We start from the raw sequence: 15,701 nt of genomic DNA, 5'->3' as shown, positions 1-15,701 counted from the left end.
TTCACACTCTCGGCGTTAATGGGCGTCTTCGCGAACCATCCGCCAACCTCTTCCACCAAAATATGGGAAAGTTATTATTTGGAGGGTTTCCATTTTCGAAGAAATAGGCCGCTTGCGATTTTTTATAGCCCAGAGAATACTTGCTCAACTTCATGTAGCCGTCTTTTTTCAAGAGACGATCCTCCAAGCCGAGCATAAGGCCTTCAAGCGATAGAATATTCTCAGGTGGATAATGATCGTGAATGGACTTCTTGAGCCAAATAGTAGAGAAAAATTCTTTAGCTAGACTGAGATCTTTTTCTCTCGAAACTTCCATAGCCGCCACAGTGGCAACATATAGCGTCGCAGTTTTGTTCTGCTCCTTAAGCTTGTCAGACAGCCAAACTAGCGCGCCACGCAGAGTTTGTCCGGTGCCAACGAATTCATCGACTATTACGATATTACCTCCCTCAGCGACTTCTGATGCTGCTTCGCCCAGTGCCTTGTAAAACTGGTTTGTTTCCCAATCGGCCAAATCGCCTAGTATGGGCTTTAGAAACCAAGCTATTGCTGCGGAACTGTCAGCGTGTCGCCCCCTGTCCATCGCGACCACCACACTATCTTGCGGGCTGCATTTCCAATCATTGGTTATCTTTGCTGCTATCTGCTCCAATGAGCGCGTCAAATCCCGGCCGCTTATATACGTATATCGCTCAACGATATCGAGCACTAGATCCCGCTCGTCAGGATGGGAGCAGAATGACAACAGCTCGTTGAAACGCTCGTTTTTTGACGCCAGCCAAGGCTGTTTTTCGACGAGACGCAGCGCTCGTTGGAACGAGTCATAATCCAAAACAGCTTCCAGACGTTCGCGATTCGTCACAATGATGCATCCGGTGCAAGTCGACTGAGCTTAAATCACACAGCAGTCATTCCGTGGCAAGGCTGTCACCTGTAGATCCCTTCGATGCCACCTGCACCATCAAAACCTTGGATCAAACACCTAGCAACGTTTGTTGCTCATTAGTGGCGTATTTCCGATGCCGAAGCGGGCGTTGTGGCGTTCTCAATTCTTTTTCGTCGGAGCCGCTAGAAAAATAACATAAGAAATCAAATGATTAGATTTCAAGGCGCTGTGTTTTCCGTCCAAATCCGTTCAAGTCGCTCAATCAGACGGGCGTTAGTTCGGTGCATCAGTGGCACATATTTCAATGTTCCAACCACGGATGCGCAACTGATCGATCTCTGCGGCGGTGAAGGTGTCTTGACGCATGGCCAGGCACAGAAAATGCGAGGCCCTCGTCATGCCGACATAATGCAACTTCAGTCGATCCCGAACGGACGCCTGTTGGGCTTGATTGTCGCTGCCGGCCATTGGGCGCTTGCCCAGGAGCCAAGACTTTAGATTCCTGAGGTTATGGGTTCTGTTAAAACTCTCGAGCACCAGTGTCGCGGTGTGCGTCTCCCCCTTCACCCCGTGGATTGAACCCATTCTGATCGCGATTTTCGGATCGGCAATTGGATACCTGAAGATATTTCCAGATTTGCGCGATGCGTCGGATTGGCCGTCGGGAACCACCGTTCCTTCCCACTCGAAAAACGCCGCGGTTTCATTCTCGTCGATCTCCGCCTGTAACATGTGCGCGACCACGCTCTTTGTCCCTGGCACAAGGAGATCCCGCCAAAAAGCCTCGGATGGACTTCCCCGGCATTGGATTAGCTGGTCAAGCAGTTCATGATAGATCTCGGCAATCGTCTCGTCCTCTATCCGGTCGCGAAAATAGCGGTTGGCACTCTTGCGCAACACCATCGGTACGTCGGCCCCCACTGTTCGCAGGCACTGGAGAATGGCTTCTGCGTAACCTGACACGACGGGGTGAGCATTCCGCGTGTGCGTCAATTCACCTCTGGCCCGCGTGAGAAATTGCCCCAGTGTCTTTGGTTTCGGCTGGCGCCCAGAAAGGTCAGGATTATAGGAGGGATAGTAGTGCCCTAAAAATCGGGGGAGATTGGCCGACTCGCCGGACCGATGGACGGCGCAGATTGCCGTGAAATCGCCTTTGCGCCGAGCGTCGTCTGAAAAGCCATCTATCAGGAGCCCTGCGTATTTCGGCAGAACGTCAACCGCTGTGGTATCGTCAAACAATATCAACGTGCTCTGAAGCGACGCGTGTTCGACACGTGCCGTCGAAGGACCAAGGCCGACCAGAGGCTGCGGGCGTACACCGAAACCGGCAGTGACATCCGCGATCTTTTGTCCAAACCGGAAACTGTTGGGTAGATCAACTCTGTTTGGCCCAGGAAAGGGGTCCGTTGTTGCCCCGGTGCCACCGGCGCGATTGTAGATGGCTTGGTTTGAGTCCCCAAATCGCTGCCGGATCGCCGCGGAGGATGGTCCTGCGAGAAACAGCCGATGAAGGAACGCTGATTGAATTTCGCTGTTGTCCTGCACTTCGTCGATAAAGACGATTGGGAAGCGGTCGCGAAGTGTCGAAGCAACGTCCGGGTGGCGATCGAGCAACTCGTGCGCCCAAACAAACATATCATCATAGCAGTAGAAGCCCGCCTCTGTCGCTCTTCGACAAGAGGAGACCACTTTACTATACACTTTGTGGCTCGGCGGCACCACGCCACCAGAGAAATCAGGTTTGGTATAGGTGACGGTGAAAATCGCGTTCCGATCGAGTCGCTTTAGCTGCCCCTGCGCACTGACGTGCAGCCGGTTCCAACGATTGTTGAGCGCAATCCAATCATCAATCACCTTGATTTGCCGGCCGTTGGACCGGAGCCAGGGAAGGGCGAGGAACTCGTTGACGAATGAATGAATCGTCCCGACGAAGTGCGGATAGCTGAGCAGATTTCGCGCCACGCTGGATGACCCAAATTTATCGCCGATTTCGTCGCGGGCGGCATTCGTGTGGGACAGAACACATATGCCTTGCTTCGTGGCGGACCACCGGTTGGCCAGGATTGCCAGTTTCGCTACCAGCAAGGTGGTCTTTCCGCTGCCCGGACAAGCTTCTATATCCAGGGACTCCAGGGATGTCAGCGCTGAAAGGCGTGGGTCGCTGCCGTCCGAGCCGCTGAACGCGTCGGGCGGCATTCGCATGGTTTGACACGCCCAGGCAACCTCCTTGACGGATATCGGTATCTGCCATGGCGAGATCATGTCGTTCATTATCACGGCCTGTCCGTTGAAGGCGCACTGTCTGGAACCGGGAACGGATCGTCTGCGACTGCGGCCACGGTAGCCATTTCGGCCTCGACGACCGGCTCTGTGACGTGCTCGATCGCGCGCCGGATGTAATCCGGAAGGGCCTGCCAAAGCTCTTTCGGTCCGCCTTTCGGCAGAGTGAACCAGTTCGACAAAATTTCAGAAAGATATTGCGCCACGATCGTCTTGGAGATGCTGTTTGAGCCGGTAAGTGGCGCGTAGATCGTCGTACAGAGCGCGTCCTTCGGCATCTGCTTCGCGAGCAATACGTCGAATGACGTTGACGCCTCGGCTGCGATGACCTTTAGCGTCACTTTCCCCTCGCAGATGCGATCGTCGGCTTCGGCAAGAGCGATCGCTACGTAGACGGCCTTCGCAAGGCCTGAGTGGGCGAGATCATATTCCAACGTCCACTTGTCGGCGACAAACGTCTCGACTGCGGGACCATGGGCCTTCTGGCGGATATCATCGCGCCTTTTTTTGTAGGTGGTTTCTGTGTAGTCACCCTCCACCCGCCAACGTCTCGGTGACGAACCGATATCAGGTACGGCCTCACCGTCCTTGATTTTGCCGAGGATCAGGGCTGCGCAGTCCGGCATGACGTCCATGTCGGTCACGCAGGCGACACGTATGCCATGTTCGCCATCGACTTGCGGCTGTTCGCGCAAAAAGATCCGGCCATATCGGCTTAAACCGACGCCGCCGACGTTGACGACCGAGACGCCATATTCGCCGAAATCGCGGCCAACGAGCGTTGCGATGACGGGCAGGAGGATGTTCTCGGCATCCCCCTCAACGATCATCACGCCACGCGCGAAGAAAAGGTTGGATTTGGTCACGTCAAGAAAGCGCTGCAGGAACCGATAGTCGGACTTGGTGAGCTTGGTCTCACCCTGCGCCATGGAAAAAGCCCGGCCGTTCCGAATGAGGACCAGGTTGTCCAGCTTGATGTCGGAAGCGAGATTGGGGCTGTGCGTGGTCACAATGATCTGAATGCGTTGTCCGTCAGGTCTGACCACCTCCGCCTGCGCTTGCAAAAACGCCATGAGCCGGAGCTGGCGCTGAGGGTGCAGGTGCGCTTCAGGCTCTTCGATCAACAGGAGCGGAAAACCGCCCGCCTCAGTGCCGAGCAGCAGCAACTCGCAGGCCATAAACAGGATATTGTTTGAGCCAAGACCGCGGGTGTGGGCATCTTCCGCAAGCTCGTCGTGGGCCAGGCTGACTTCGAGCTTTTCGAGAAGCTGGCGGAGACGGACCGCATCTTCCCTATGGCCATTTATGCGAACCCGTGCGGCCAAGGGGTCGGTCGAAAAAGACAGGGGTTTGAGATAATCATCGTTCAGCTTCTGACGGGTCGTCTTGATGCCTTGGGAGGTCTCGATCAGATGATTGGCATAGTCGCCCAAGCCAAGGACACTGAGCGAATTGGGATCCAGCGTCGCAAGGGTTTCGACATCAAAGCGCTTGCCGTGATCCTTGATCTCTTTCGTGTGTTGAAGAATCTGCGCGAGCCGCGACCCTCGTCCGGCCGCCATCGCTCTTTCGGCGTCGCGCAACGGCCTCAGATAGGTGACCTGGAGTTGAAAACGCGCTCCCGCGTCGAGCAACGGTCCGTCAGCGTTAGCGCCGGTTCGCCACTCGACAGGGGTAAAGCGGCGCCCCACACCGTCGCTCTCAACGCGCTTCGCAACCCAGGTCACGATCAGGTCAGGTTTGCTGCCCGCTGCTGATCCGTAGGTGAGGTACTCGGCAAAGGCATGCCGGTCGGTCGAGGTGAGCTCGGAGAACACCAGCCGGATGCGTATTTCTGTGGATCGCGCGGTTTGCGGTGGGTGATGGAAGTCTGTCGCATCGATCCTGAGCGTGTCCTGATCACGTGTCCCCAGCACTAGCCGCAGCGCGTCGACGAACGCCGTCTTACCGGCGTCGTTTTCTCCGACGATCGCAGTCAGTCCCTGTCGAAGAGCAAGCGAGAACCCCGAAATCCCTTCCCCGAATGTGCGGAAGTTTTCGATCTTAACAGCCGAAATATACAAGAATATTTTCCTCCCTGGACCACATTATGACGTCAATGCCAAGGTGACAACTAATGATTGCGAGACAAGCTTTGGTATGATGATGAAGTAACCATAGGACAATACCCTTAGCTTCATCGTCCGTGATCGGCATCCTTGTGTGCGGCCCACAGATTTGCGCACAGGGCGCGACCATATCTCTCTTGCGCAAGAAGATGTCACTGAAACATCAGCGCTTCGCACTGCGCGCCGGTAGCGTAGGTTGACGACCGCTAAAACCACATCATTCCGCGTGGTGAGTAGCAGGGTCGGCGGTTCGATTCCGCTCAAGAGCTCCATTGACAAACGGCGGGTCCGTGGTTCGACTCCGGACATCGGCTTTGCAAAATACATCTCTTGACCGGTTGGTCGTATAAGTTGAAATTGCCAGGATTGACAACGATCGAGCCCGCAGCTCGGCGCCTCATAAAAGGCTCAGCGAGTGTCGTGGTGATAGAGGGACGTGCCGCAGTGCCCTGTGGTTGCGAGCAGGACAAGAAATGATCTTCATCGCGAGATCGCGAGTGGAAAATCCACTCGATCCGGAGACGCCACTTGGGCGACGTGCACAAGACGAGATCCAAAGGATTTCCGTCGACATGCAGGGCGGCGCGTTCCAACAGAAGCGGCCTAAATTCACCGCCTATCGCGCGTCGCCGGTGACGAAAGCGCTGACAGATCTTTTCCACGGAAAATGTGCCTATTGTGAATCGAAGATCAGCGCGGTCGGCCCGATAGACGTCGATCAGTTCCATCCCAAGGCTTCCGTTGTGGAAGCACCTGGGCATCCAGGCTATTGGTGGCTCGCCAACTCCTGGGAAAATCTTCTTGCCGCCTGCGCGGATTGCAATCGCCAGCGACAGTTTGCAGGAACTGATGGAGAGCGCGCGATCAGTGGCAAGGGCGAGCGTTTTCCCCTGCTCGACGAAACGGCGCGGGCCTTCTCCCCGGAGGATGACCTGGAGCTAGAGAAGCCGTTGCTGCTCGATCCGACAAACGATCAACCGGAAGAGCATCTGGTCTATTCCAAGGATGGACTAGTCAGCAGCGACTCGGAGCGCGGCAATGCAACGATCGCCATTCTCGGACTCAACCGACCAGGCCTGATCGAGCAAAGGAAATACACGCTCGGGCTTTACCGAGACGGTGAGGACCATCTCATAACGCTGGCGTCCAGGCAAACTGGCAGGGACGCTGACCTTTCGATCGTGCTGGAACGCTGGCAGGCGCTCATTCAGATGGGCAAGGAGGAGTCTCCTTACGCCGGCATGATACGCCAGGAATTGAGGCGCACCGCTGCCCGGCTTTCTCGGGAATTTCCCCACCTAGACTTCGATATGGACATGTTGGGCGTTACATCGCGGCTAACCCAGGATCGCCTTAGGCGAGCCCAGTCGGCGACGACAGAATATGTCGAAAAAATGTCAGACTATTCACTCGACAGCGCTGCCGGGGTTGAAAAGTTCAAGTCGCAACGCCGGTTTGTCGAGCGGGTCACGATCGAAAATATCAAGGCGATCAGAAGGCTCGAGATCAATTTCGAGGCTTTGAGCCATGGCCCGTCCCCCTGGCTCATGCTGCTCGGCGAGAACGGCACGGGCAAGAGCACCGTCCTGCAGGCGATTGCGCTTGCGCTCTCCGACAGCGAGCAGCTTCTGTCGTTGTTGAAAGCCAAGCGCATCGACCCAGCCACCCTCGTGCGTTACCGCTGCAGGTCCGGCCGGATAACCGTGAAGCTCAGCGGCTTTGCCAAGCCTCACGATATAGTCGTCTATCGGGATCATCTCGAATTGCGCAGCCCGCACGGTGGTATCACGGTGTTGCATGCCGATGCCGCGGCGGCCGATATTCGCGCGGATGCGCAAGCATTGGTTCTGGGATATGGAGCAACGCGACTTTTGCCACGGGTGATGGCTGAGGCGAAGGTCGGCGCGCGATTTTCCCGCGTCGATAATTTGTTTGATCCCTTCGTGGCGTTGATCGACGCCGAAGCCTGGCTTTTGGATCTAGGCCCGACATCCTTCCACACGACGGCACTCGTGCTGAAGGATCTTTTGGATCTGGAGGAGGAGGTGGAATTCGTCAAGGAGGGAACAACATCCATTTCCATCAAAGGCAGGGATGCGAAGACGAGGCTTCGAAACCTGAGTGACGGCTATCAGACGATCGTTGCCATGACCGTCGACATCCTCGACGTACTTTCGCGCCTCTGGCCTAAGCTGACCGAGGCCGAGGGTATCGTGTTGATCGACGAGATCGACGCGCACCTACACCCGAGATGGCAGATGCGCATCGTCGGCAGCCTACGCAACGCCATGCCGGGAGTGCAGTTTATCACCACGACCCATCAGCCGCTCTGCCTGCGTGGGTTGGTCCGCGGTGAGGTTGTGGTGATGCAGCGCGACGCCAACGGGCTGGTCGAGCCGCTTCTTGACCTGCCATCTCCTGCGGATTTCCGGGTCGACCAACTGCTGACGTCGGATTTTTTCGGCCTGCGTTCGACCGTCGATCCTGAAACTGAGAGGCTGTTTGACACCTATTACGCATTGCTTGCACTCGATGAACGCACGCCCGACCAGGAGAGCCAGATGCAGGTCTTACAGTCGGAGTTAAATGGAAGGCGGCAGCTCGGCGACACGCAACGCGAGAGCCTCTATTACGAAGCCATCGATACTCTGCTGGCAAAGCAGACGACGGCTGTGCGGCTTCCTCCCGAAGCATTGCGCGAGGAGGTTGTAGAGCAGATCGGAGCGCTCTGGTCGCAGTTGATCTCGAATGCTGGGGCCGACGCATGATCCACGTCACACGGGCTGCGGGGCAACCGCAGATCCCCGTCTATACCGCAAGGACCTGCATTGCCTCCGACGGGCAGACGAAGCTTACCCGTTATGAACGCGAGCGCGAACTGGCGATCGCGTTTTTCACTGACCCGCGCAACTACAGCGCCAATAAGAAACTCTGCAAGACCAATTTCGCCTTTGCAGCTTACAAGAACCCGGAGCTCATCGCGCGCCTGGCAGCCGACTTCAACCTGAAATGCGCCTATTGCGAAAGCGATTTTCGCGCAGTTACCCCCAGCGACATTGAGCACTACCGTCCGAAGGCCGCTATCACGACAAAGACGACAAAGTTACGGCCGGGCTATTTCTGGCTGGCGGGGGACTATGCCAATCTTCTGATCTCGTGTCCTGACTGCAACCGGCCGCGCGGCCATACAGTGCCCGGTCAGACCGAGAACACCGTTCTCGGCAAAGGCAGCCAGTTTCCGTTGGCCGATGAGACCCTGAGGGCTAGGGCGCATGACGGCGGCATCGCAGTAGAAGACGGCGTGCGGTTGTTGCTCGATCCCTGTCACGACAATCCGGAGGAGCATCTTGAATTCGACGCCACCGGCAATGTACGACCACGCAAGCGTCACGGGGTCTCGAGTGCAATCGGGGCGACGTCGATCGACGTCTATGCGCTACGGCGAAAGGGTTTGGTCGAGAAGCGTTTCATGGTCCTCACAGACCTTGCGGCGGTTTTTGACGAGCTCAATCAACATGTCGCAATGCGCAATTTGCTTCAAGCCGAAGCGAGCTCGCAGGAGTTACTTGCTCGAAATCTGAAGCTGATCGGCGGATGTATGGCGAAACTATTCGCCATGTTTAGCAAAAAATCGGAATATCTCGCAGCAAAACGAGATTGGATCCGCAATGGGGATGCAATGGGACAGTTCGCAGCGCTTCGTGCTTTCAAGATCGAGCCGCTGGAACTGCTGACGCTCGCTGCGTGACATGAAGTCGAGAGCTTGCGCGATTAGTCACGATCTGCCTTGCGATGTCGAGCACAATGTAAGATAGAATATCCGACAATCCACGTGGTAATCGGGGCAGGAAATGGCAGGAGATCTCGACGCTCTCAACTTTCCCTATATTCGAATTCGAGATCCCGAGTGGCTGAAAAAGACGCTGCTTGTCTTTCCCCACGTCGTTCGCATTTCACCTTCCCAAGATGCGCCACACGACGATCCGGCTATTCGGGCCTTTTGCGACGCCCAAGGCCGCCGCGGACCGCTCCTGCGTGATCTCGACCTTGATGACGCAAACATCTGGGACGATCAATATCGACTTCAACAGCGCATCAGCGCGAAGCTTGACGAACCCCACTCGACATTGAAGAAGCTTTTCGACCGCGCCGCGACTGAAGGAGATGAAAAGCTTGTCCGAGAATCGGCGTCGCTCTGGAATGACCGGCTGGCGAGCCGCACCTTTCAAATGCACGGCCAGAAGATTCTCCCGGATCTTTTGGCCTTCCTCCAAGAGCACGGTCTTGCGTGGGAGCCCAACTATTCGGACGGACGGGGCTATTTCGAGATGCACCCCCTGCTCGGGCAAGCAGTCATGGCGGCGCTTGCATTTGCAGCTGCCGAGAGCCAGGGACTTCAACTCGTCACCGAGTTTCCGGCGATCTATGGTCGCACCGTTGACTGCGAAAAGGATGACATCATCGAGGCGTGTCTTGCGGGTGTCGCGCCTGAGCCTGCGAGGGGCCATACGACGCAAGACGGCGCCCATCAGGTCGCGAGAGTCATTGTTTATCAGCGAGCCGATACGCGTGCCTTGACACCAGACCGCCTCGCGGCGCTCAGCCAGGAATGGGAGGCGATCGCCGATTTCAAAGCGGCGCTGGAGAGCATGGCAAAGGACATCCCGTCGAATATCTCAGATCCGAAAGCCCTTCAAGCGCACCTCGGTGAACGCGCAGACCGCGCTATGCGCGAGTGGAAGAGTGGAAAGGCCAACCTCAGCGCCTACGTCAGAGCGCTTTTTGGCGAGGGAAGTGTCGACGAATTGAAGGATGGCTTAGCCAAAGTCGCAGAGAGTGTTTTCGCAGAACCCGTTGCGGGGGCACTTGCGGGAGGGCTGACCACTCAAAGCCTCTATGGCGCTGGCGCCGGCTTGGCCATCGGGCTTTGTGTTCAGTCGGTCAAGGGCGCGGTCGGCGTGCGAAAACGCGGTCGTGAGCATCGCCTGAGGTACCTGACGCTGATGGAGAATGCTGGCGTAAGCTATCAGATTTCTCGATAATCCGCGGCGGCGGATCGATCGTTAAGGTGCGTCAACGGCACTTCAGACAATCACGTCGTTGCTCTTCCGTTACTCGTATGGGTAACTGCACCTTCAGGTGGAGGCGAATGAATGAAGACTTGGCCAGCCGGCTTGACGCGAGCACCGCTTACGTCGCTATTCAGCGATATCGACGTAAGCCTCAAACTCGAAGCCATATTGGATGAGGGCGCGGTCGGGCAACAGAACTCCGCAGATCTTCCGTTCCACGCCCAGACCCAAAATCAGAGCAACTGGTGCTGGTCTGCAGTCGCGACATCAATCGGATTGTTTTACGGGACTGGAAACTGGACACAGTGTGGAGTTGCTACAGAGCAAGTAAACAGCATAATCAACCCTGGCAACATTGCCGAATGCTGTCTTGCTCCTATTACTTGCAATGTTTACGGCTATGTCTATTTTTCGCTCAAGCAGGTGAGATCTTTAGACTACTGGTCTCCCACAAGGCCGACGCCTGTTGAGCTTTACGAGCGTCTTTTCCATCGGAAGGAGCCGGTATGCTTACGGATTAGATGGAATGGAGGCGGCAACGCCGCGCATTTTACGACGATAAAGGCATGCACAGATCCATCCGACAATGGACCTTTTATCGTGTCAACTTCCGACACTCTTGAAGGTTTTTCTGGCACCACGCTGCCCTACGACGAATTCCCGAGAAACTATCACGGTGGCGGTGAATGGACTGATACGTTTTTTACAAGCGGTCGCTTTGGATCGGCTATTACGTTCGGCTCGTCGGAATTCACAACGATTGACATGAATGACAATGGATACTGCGTGAGCTTAGGATCTCGTGGTGGGAGCCTATTTTGTGCAGTTGGTAAAGTAGATTTCTCCGCAAGATCCATCAAATGGATTGAAGCAGCCATGGGAAATGCAAGCCAACAACATGCAAGCATTGGAATTGATAATTCCGGTAATTGTTTGGCTGTATATTCAAGCAGTGATCGGTTGTACTTACGATCAGGACAACTAGACGCGAATACAGCGCAAATTTCTTGGGCGCCGGAGAGGAGTTATGCTGCGGGGGCGTGCAATTCAATTGCAATGTTGAATTATGGCGTTTGTTTAGAGGCCCATGTAAACCAAGAAAAACTATATACTAGCCTTGGTTGGCTACTAGGTGATGGTGGCGTTGAATTTAGCGAGCCCCAACCCTTCGGTAACGGTGAAAAGGTATCGATTTCCGCAGCGGGCGAGATTTGCGTTGAATTGCATTCCGGTGTCGGGAGCGACGCAGGAAGACTCTACTGTACTCCGGGTAAGATTGACGTCTTTAACTCAAAAATCAAATGGGGAATAAGTGAAGATTTGGGAATTGGGGAACTCGGAGATATATCTCTGAATTCCATTGGGCAATGCTTCATGTCTTTCCTTGATAAGGGATCGATTTTTTCGCGCAGCGGGCAGCTGAACGCTGAAGCAGCCAAAATAGAGTGGTTTCCAAGGGTTGAACTCGCGAAGGGTGAAAGTTCAGGAACATCGCTTGACAGTCTCGGACGGTGTATTCAGACACACATTGATGGAACTTTCCTGTATTACATCGTTGGTAGACAATAATTGGAGGCGGGGTAATGATTATTTTTCCGGATCCGCCACGATTTAGCGAACAACATATTGGCCGGCGCTTAGCTCAGATAGCAAGCAGCTCCCTTTCTGGCGTCAGCGGACAATTAGCCGGAGTTGATGTAGCAAGGCTTTCATTCACTGCACCACACCAAATTTGGTCCAGCAATCTGAACGCTATTCTCGCCAATCGGCTTTTGGCGAATGCGCTACTCATCTCTTGGAGATATCTTTTATGCGATGGAGAATTGGGAGTTGGAGAGTTTGAAGTAATTCCCAATTCTCAGGATCCCTCAATGCCATTTGTCGCCCTACACGCGGGGTCGGCATCGAAACTCACTATTGAAGCTATCAGTTTCGCCGAATCGCTTCCTGAAATTACAAGTGAGACGTACGAAGCCAGATTTTTGATCGTCCCAGCAGTCGGTTTCACGGCACTCTGGCTGCACGCAGCTAATACCGACATTATAATACCAGTGACGGGGGGTGGAGATGATCTGTCCTCGGAACGAGTTTTCACCGAGATTGAAGTGACGCGTGCGCTCATTCCAAGGGCAATTGCTGCCAACTCTATTGTCGGAGTAGGGCCAAGACCCTGATGATGTCTTCGGTAGGAAACGGATGATTGGATACGCGCCGACAGCAATTCGGCTGCCACGATAAATTCCGTAGGAGTACGATTTTCGGAAAGCTGCACAGCGATATGATCCCTTTGAAGTGAACTGCATCGGAATATGATTTTTCGTCGAACGTCCTCCTGCGGGAGACCTTTCCGTTTTCGGCGCCTTGTTCGCGCTACAGGTTGAGATCGAGTTGCGGCTGCCCCTCGGTCGGGGCGCTGGCCTGATTGTTGGTCAGCGATGATAGCGTCACGCCCAACAGACGCACGGGCCGTTTGAAGGGATACACGGTTGCCAGAAGTCCGGATGCCGCAGCGAAAACATCCGCCATGTTGGCAAACGGCACCGTGCCAGTTCGACTGCGCGTCGCCTGGGTGAAGTCCGAGTATTTGATCTTTACGGTCACCGTCTTGCCGCCGATGCCCTGTGCCTCGCAATAGCGCCAGACCTTCTCCGCAAGCGGCTTCAGCTCCGCCGTCGCGCGTTCGAGACCGTCGATATCCTTCGCAAATGTGTCTTCCGCGCCTACCGATTTGCGGATGCGGTCGGGTCTGACCTGGCGCTCGTCAATGCCACGGGCGATGCCATAGAAATACGGACCTGACTTGCCGAAGTGCTCCTGCAGGAAGGTGAGCGTCTTCGATTTCAGATCGAGCCCGGTTTCGATCCCGTATTTGCGCATGCGCTCGGCGGTCGCCGGCCCGACGCCGTGGAATTTCTTGACTGGCAGGGTTTCGACAAAGCCTGGCCCATTCTTCGGGGTGATGACGGCCTGGCCGTTGGGTTTGTTCAGGTCACTGGCCATTTTGGCGAGAAACTTGTTGTAGGAAATGCCGGCGGAGGCGTTGAGCCCGCTGACCTGCTTGATCTTCGCGCGGATCTCCAGGGCAATCTCGGTGGCAATTTCCATGCCTTTCAGATTCTCGGTGACATCGAGGTAGGCCTCGTCCAGCGACAGCGGCTCGATCAGCGGCGTGTACTCGGCGAAGATTTCACGGATTTGCTGGGAAACCGCCTTATAGACGTCGAAGCGCGGCGGCACGAAAATCAGGTCTGGACATTTCCGTTTTGCGGTGACCGACGGCATGGCCGAATGGACACCAAAGGCCCGCGCCTCATAGCTTGCGGCAGCCACCACACCGCGTGCCGCCGATCCGCCGACGGCGAGCGGCTTGCCGCGGAGTTCCGGATTGTCGCGCTGTTCGACCGACGCGTAAAATGCATCCATGTCGACGTGGACGATTTTCCGGATTGGGATGTTGCTCATGTCGTTCATGGCGGCTTTTACAAGAAGGGCTGCAGGTTCGGTGTCTCCGGTTGAAGGTTTTACACCGAAACAAAGAGAGAACATAGCAGTCTTCGCCGCGATATCAACAATCGGAGTTACCGGGTCCTGAATGCGGTGAAACTACTGGCCTGCCGAGGCGTTCTGTTCCTGTGACAATATCAGCAGGAGAACAGTCCCATGATCGCAAGCGCGGACCGTCGGTGAAACTCGCCACCTACAATGTCAACGGCATCAACGGCCGTCTCGACGTGCTGCTGCGCTGGCTCGCTGAGGCGGCGCCAGATGTCGTGTGCCTGCAGGAACTGAAAGCTCCGGACAACAAGTTTCCGCGTCGAGAACTCGAGCGCGCCGGCTACGGCGCGATCTGGCATGGCCAGAAATCCTGGAATGGAGTGGCGATTCTAGCGCGTGGACAGGATCCGCTCGGAACGCGGCGCGGCCTGCCCGGCGATCCGGATGACACGCATAGCCGATACATCGAGGCGGCCATCGACGGAATGATCATCGGTTGCCTCTATCTACCCAATGGCAATCCTGCTCCCGGGCCGAAGTTCGACTACAAGCTGCGCTGGTTCCAACGGCTGCACGACTATGCGGCGGAACTTCTCGAGTTGGACATCCCTGTCGCTCTCGTTGGCGACTTCAATGTCATGCCGACCGACCTCGACGTCTACAAACCTGAACGGTGGCGGGACGATGCGCTGTTCCGACCGGAGGTGAAAGCAGCTTACGCCGCGCTCGTTGAGCAGGGCTGGACGGACGCGGTGCGGCACCTTCATCCCGATGAGCGGATCTACACATTCTGGAAGTATTTTCGAAACGCCTTTGCCCGCGACGCGGGGCTGCGGATCGATCACTTCCTGCTAAGCCCCGCACTTGCCGACAATCTCAAGCGGGCCAAAGTCGACAAGTCGGTCAGAGGCTGGGATCACACAAGCGACCATGCGCCGGTGTGGATCGAGTTGCATTAGACCGGTCCAGGCTCAGAAAAGGCTCGGCTGGCGACCGGTTCTCCGGCCTTTGTTACGATCGTCGAGCCGTAAGGCTCCCGGGATGTTGCGATCAGCGCATCGTTGGGGAGAGGACGGGCAAGCGCCTTGGCCTCATCCCACGGCGCACGCATCCAGATATCGGTTTCTTCTTTGGTCAGAAGCAGGACCGGCATGGCTTTCCCGTGGATGGGCTTCACAAGGTCATTCGCATCCGTCGTCAGGAAACCATAGAGATCATCGGTCGTCAGGCCGTCCTTGACCTTCCGCACGCTCGTCCATTGCGGCACATGGACGCCCGCAAAGAACATCAGCGGCTTGCTTTCATCGCGCGCGAACCAGGCGTTTGGAGTCCTGCCGCCCTCTTCCTTGCTGGCTGGATCGAGTTCCGCGAAACTGGTCACAGGGACAAGGCAGCGATGCTCGATGCCGAACCAACGCTTCCAATGCGGAAAATTCAGAGTGCGAACATTCGTGGTGCCGCCATCCACCTGATCACGCAGCAAGGCCTCGAAGTCGACCTCCTTGCCCTTGGCTCGCAGTTTTTCGGACTTCTTCTCAGCTTCTTTCTTGAGAGCGAATAGCGGGGAGGGCAGACCCCAGCGCGCATGCACCAGCTGTTTTCTCCCATCGGCCGTATTGCGCACGATCGGTCCCATCTGATCCGGATTCATTTGGTACGCCGGCATGAGATTGATCATGCTCTCGGCGTCCTGAGCCCACTTGGCAACCCAGTCCTTGTCTTCCATGCGGTACAGATTGCAGATGTGGACGGCTCCTCCCTCGTCAGGGTTTGAGTATACGGACAACGCGATTGCTTGCAATCAGATGTCCGGCCTGTCGGTGCAGATAAATCTGCTGGCCAAGATGGTGTTCGCTACGC

At 55.9% G+C, this 15,701-nt stretch carries 11 protein-coding genes; 6 read left to right on the top strand and 5 right to left on the bottom strand.

What is annotated here, in order from left to right; all coding sequences use genetic code 11:
- Position 1: 1 nt before the first annotated feature.
- The 3 genes from HJB89_RS21070 to HJB89_RS21060 form a co-directional block, all read right to left on the bottom strand.
- Entirely contained in the window at positions 2 to 862 is an 861-nt protein-coding gene (locus tag HJB89_RS21070) for a phosphoribosyltransferase (protein WP_131704935.1), read from the bottom strand.
- 297 nt (positions 863 to 1,159) lie between these two features.
- Positions 1,160 to 3,157, bottom strand: coding sequence for a UvrD-helicase domain-containing protein (locus HJB89_RS21065; protein WP_131704934.1), 1,998 nt, complete (start codon positions 3,155 to 3,157; stop codon positions 1,160 to 1,162).
- A gap of 2 nt (positions 3,158 to 3,159) precedes the next feature.
- Positions 3,160 to 5,229: an ATP-dependent endonuclease gene (locus tag HJB89_RS21060; protein WP_018516687.1), complete on the bottom strand. Its 2,070-nt coding sequence runs from the start codon at positions 5,227 to 5,229 to the stop codon at positions 3,160 to 3,162.
- A gap of 542 nt (positions 5,230 to 5,771) precedes the next feature.
- Here HJB89_RS21060 and HJB89_RS33625 point away from each other — a divergent pair.
- From HJB89_RS33625 to HJB89_RS21035, 5 genes are all read left to right on the top strand, one after another.
- Positions 5,772 to 8,042: an AAA family ATPase gene (locus HJB89_RS33625; RefSeq protein WP_158672596.1), complete on the top strand. Its 2,271-nt coding sequence runs from the start codon at positions 5,772 to 5,774 to the stop codon at positions 8,040 to 8,042.
- The gene (locus HJB89_RS21050) at positions 8,039 to 9,022 is read left to right on the top strand and encodes a hypothetical protein (RefSeq protein WP_018516685.1); all 984 of its coding nucleotides are present in this window, start codon (positions 8,039 to 8,041) and stop codon (positions 9,020 to 9,022) included. The genes HJB89_RS33625 and HJB89_RS21050 overlap by 4 nt, the downstream gene beginning before the upstream one ends.
- A gap of 103 nt (positions 9,023 to 9,125) precedes the next feature.
- On the top strand, positions 9,126 to 10,316 hold the full coding sequence (locus tag HJB89_RS21045) for a hypothetical protein (RefSeq protein WP_018516684.1): 1,191 nt from the start codon (positions 9,126 to 9,128) through the stop codon (positions 10,314 to 10,316).
- 111 nt (positions 10,317 to 10,427) lie between these two features.
- Complete coding sequence (locus tag HJB89_RS21040; RefSeq protein ID WP_080646131.1) at positions 10,428 to 11,915, top strand: papain-like cysteine protease family protein; 1,488 nt, start codon at positions 10,428 to 10,430, stop codon at positions 11,913 to 11,915.
- Positions 11,916 to 11,929: 14 nt separating this feature from the next.
- The gene (locus HJB89_RS21035; protein WP_131704933.1) at positions 11,930 to 12,520 is read left to right on the top strand and encodes a hypothetical protein; all 591 of its coding nucleotides are present in this window, start codon (positions 11,930 to 11,932) and stop codon (positions 12,518 to 12,520) included.
- A gap of 196 nt (positions 12,521 to 12,716) precedes the next feature.
- Here HJB89_RS21035 and dinB read toward each other — a convergent pair whose 3' ends face one another.
- A complete protein-coding gene (gene dinB / locus HJB89_RS21030) occupies positions 12,717 to 13,817 on the bottom strand; it encodes a DNA polymerase IV (RefSeq protein WP_018516683.1) in 1,101 nt (366 codons plus the stop codon).
- Between the two features lie 212 nt (positions 13,818 to 14,029).
- On the opposite strand from dinB, the gene xth reads away from it, so the two are divergent.
- Positions 14,030 to 14,800 (top strand): exodeoxyribonuclease III, encoded by a 771-nt coding sequence (gene xth, locus HJB89_RS21025; RefSeq protein ID WP_018516682.1) that lies wholly within the window; start codon positions 14,030 to 14,032, stop codon positions 14,798 to 14,800.
- Here xth and HJB89_RS21020 read toward each other — a convergent pair.
- The gene (locus tag HJB89_RS21020) at positions 14,797 to 15,585 is read right to left on the bottom strand and encodes an SOS response-associated peptidase family protein (protein WP_050566325.1); all 789 of its coding nucleotides are present in this window, start codon (positions 15,583 to 15,585) and stop codon (positions 14,797 to 14,799) included. The genes xth and HJB89_RS21020 overlap by 4 nt on opposite strands.
- Positions 15,586 to 15,701: the final 116 nt, after the last annotated feature.

Origin of the sequence: Rhizobium sp. NZLR8, assembly GCF_019685025.1 — a bacterium.
Taxonomy (GTDB): Bacteria; Pseudomonadota; Alphaproteobacteria; order Rhizobiales; family Rhizobiaceae; genus Rhizobium.
Note: the sequence above shows the minus strand (reverse complement) of the source record. Positions and strands in the feature narration are given on the sequence as shown.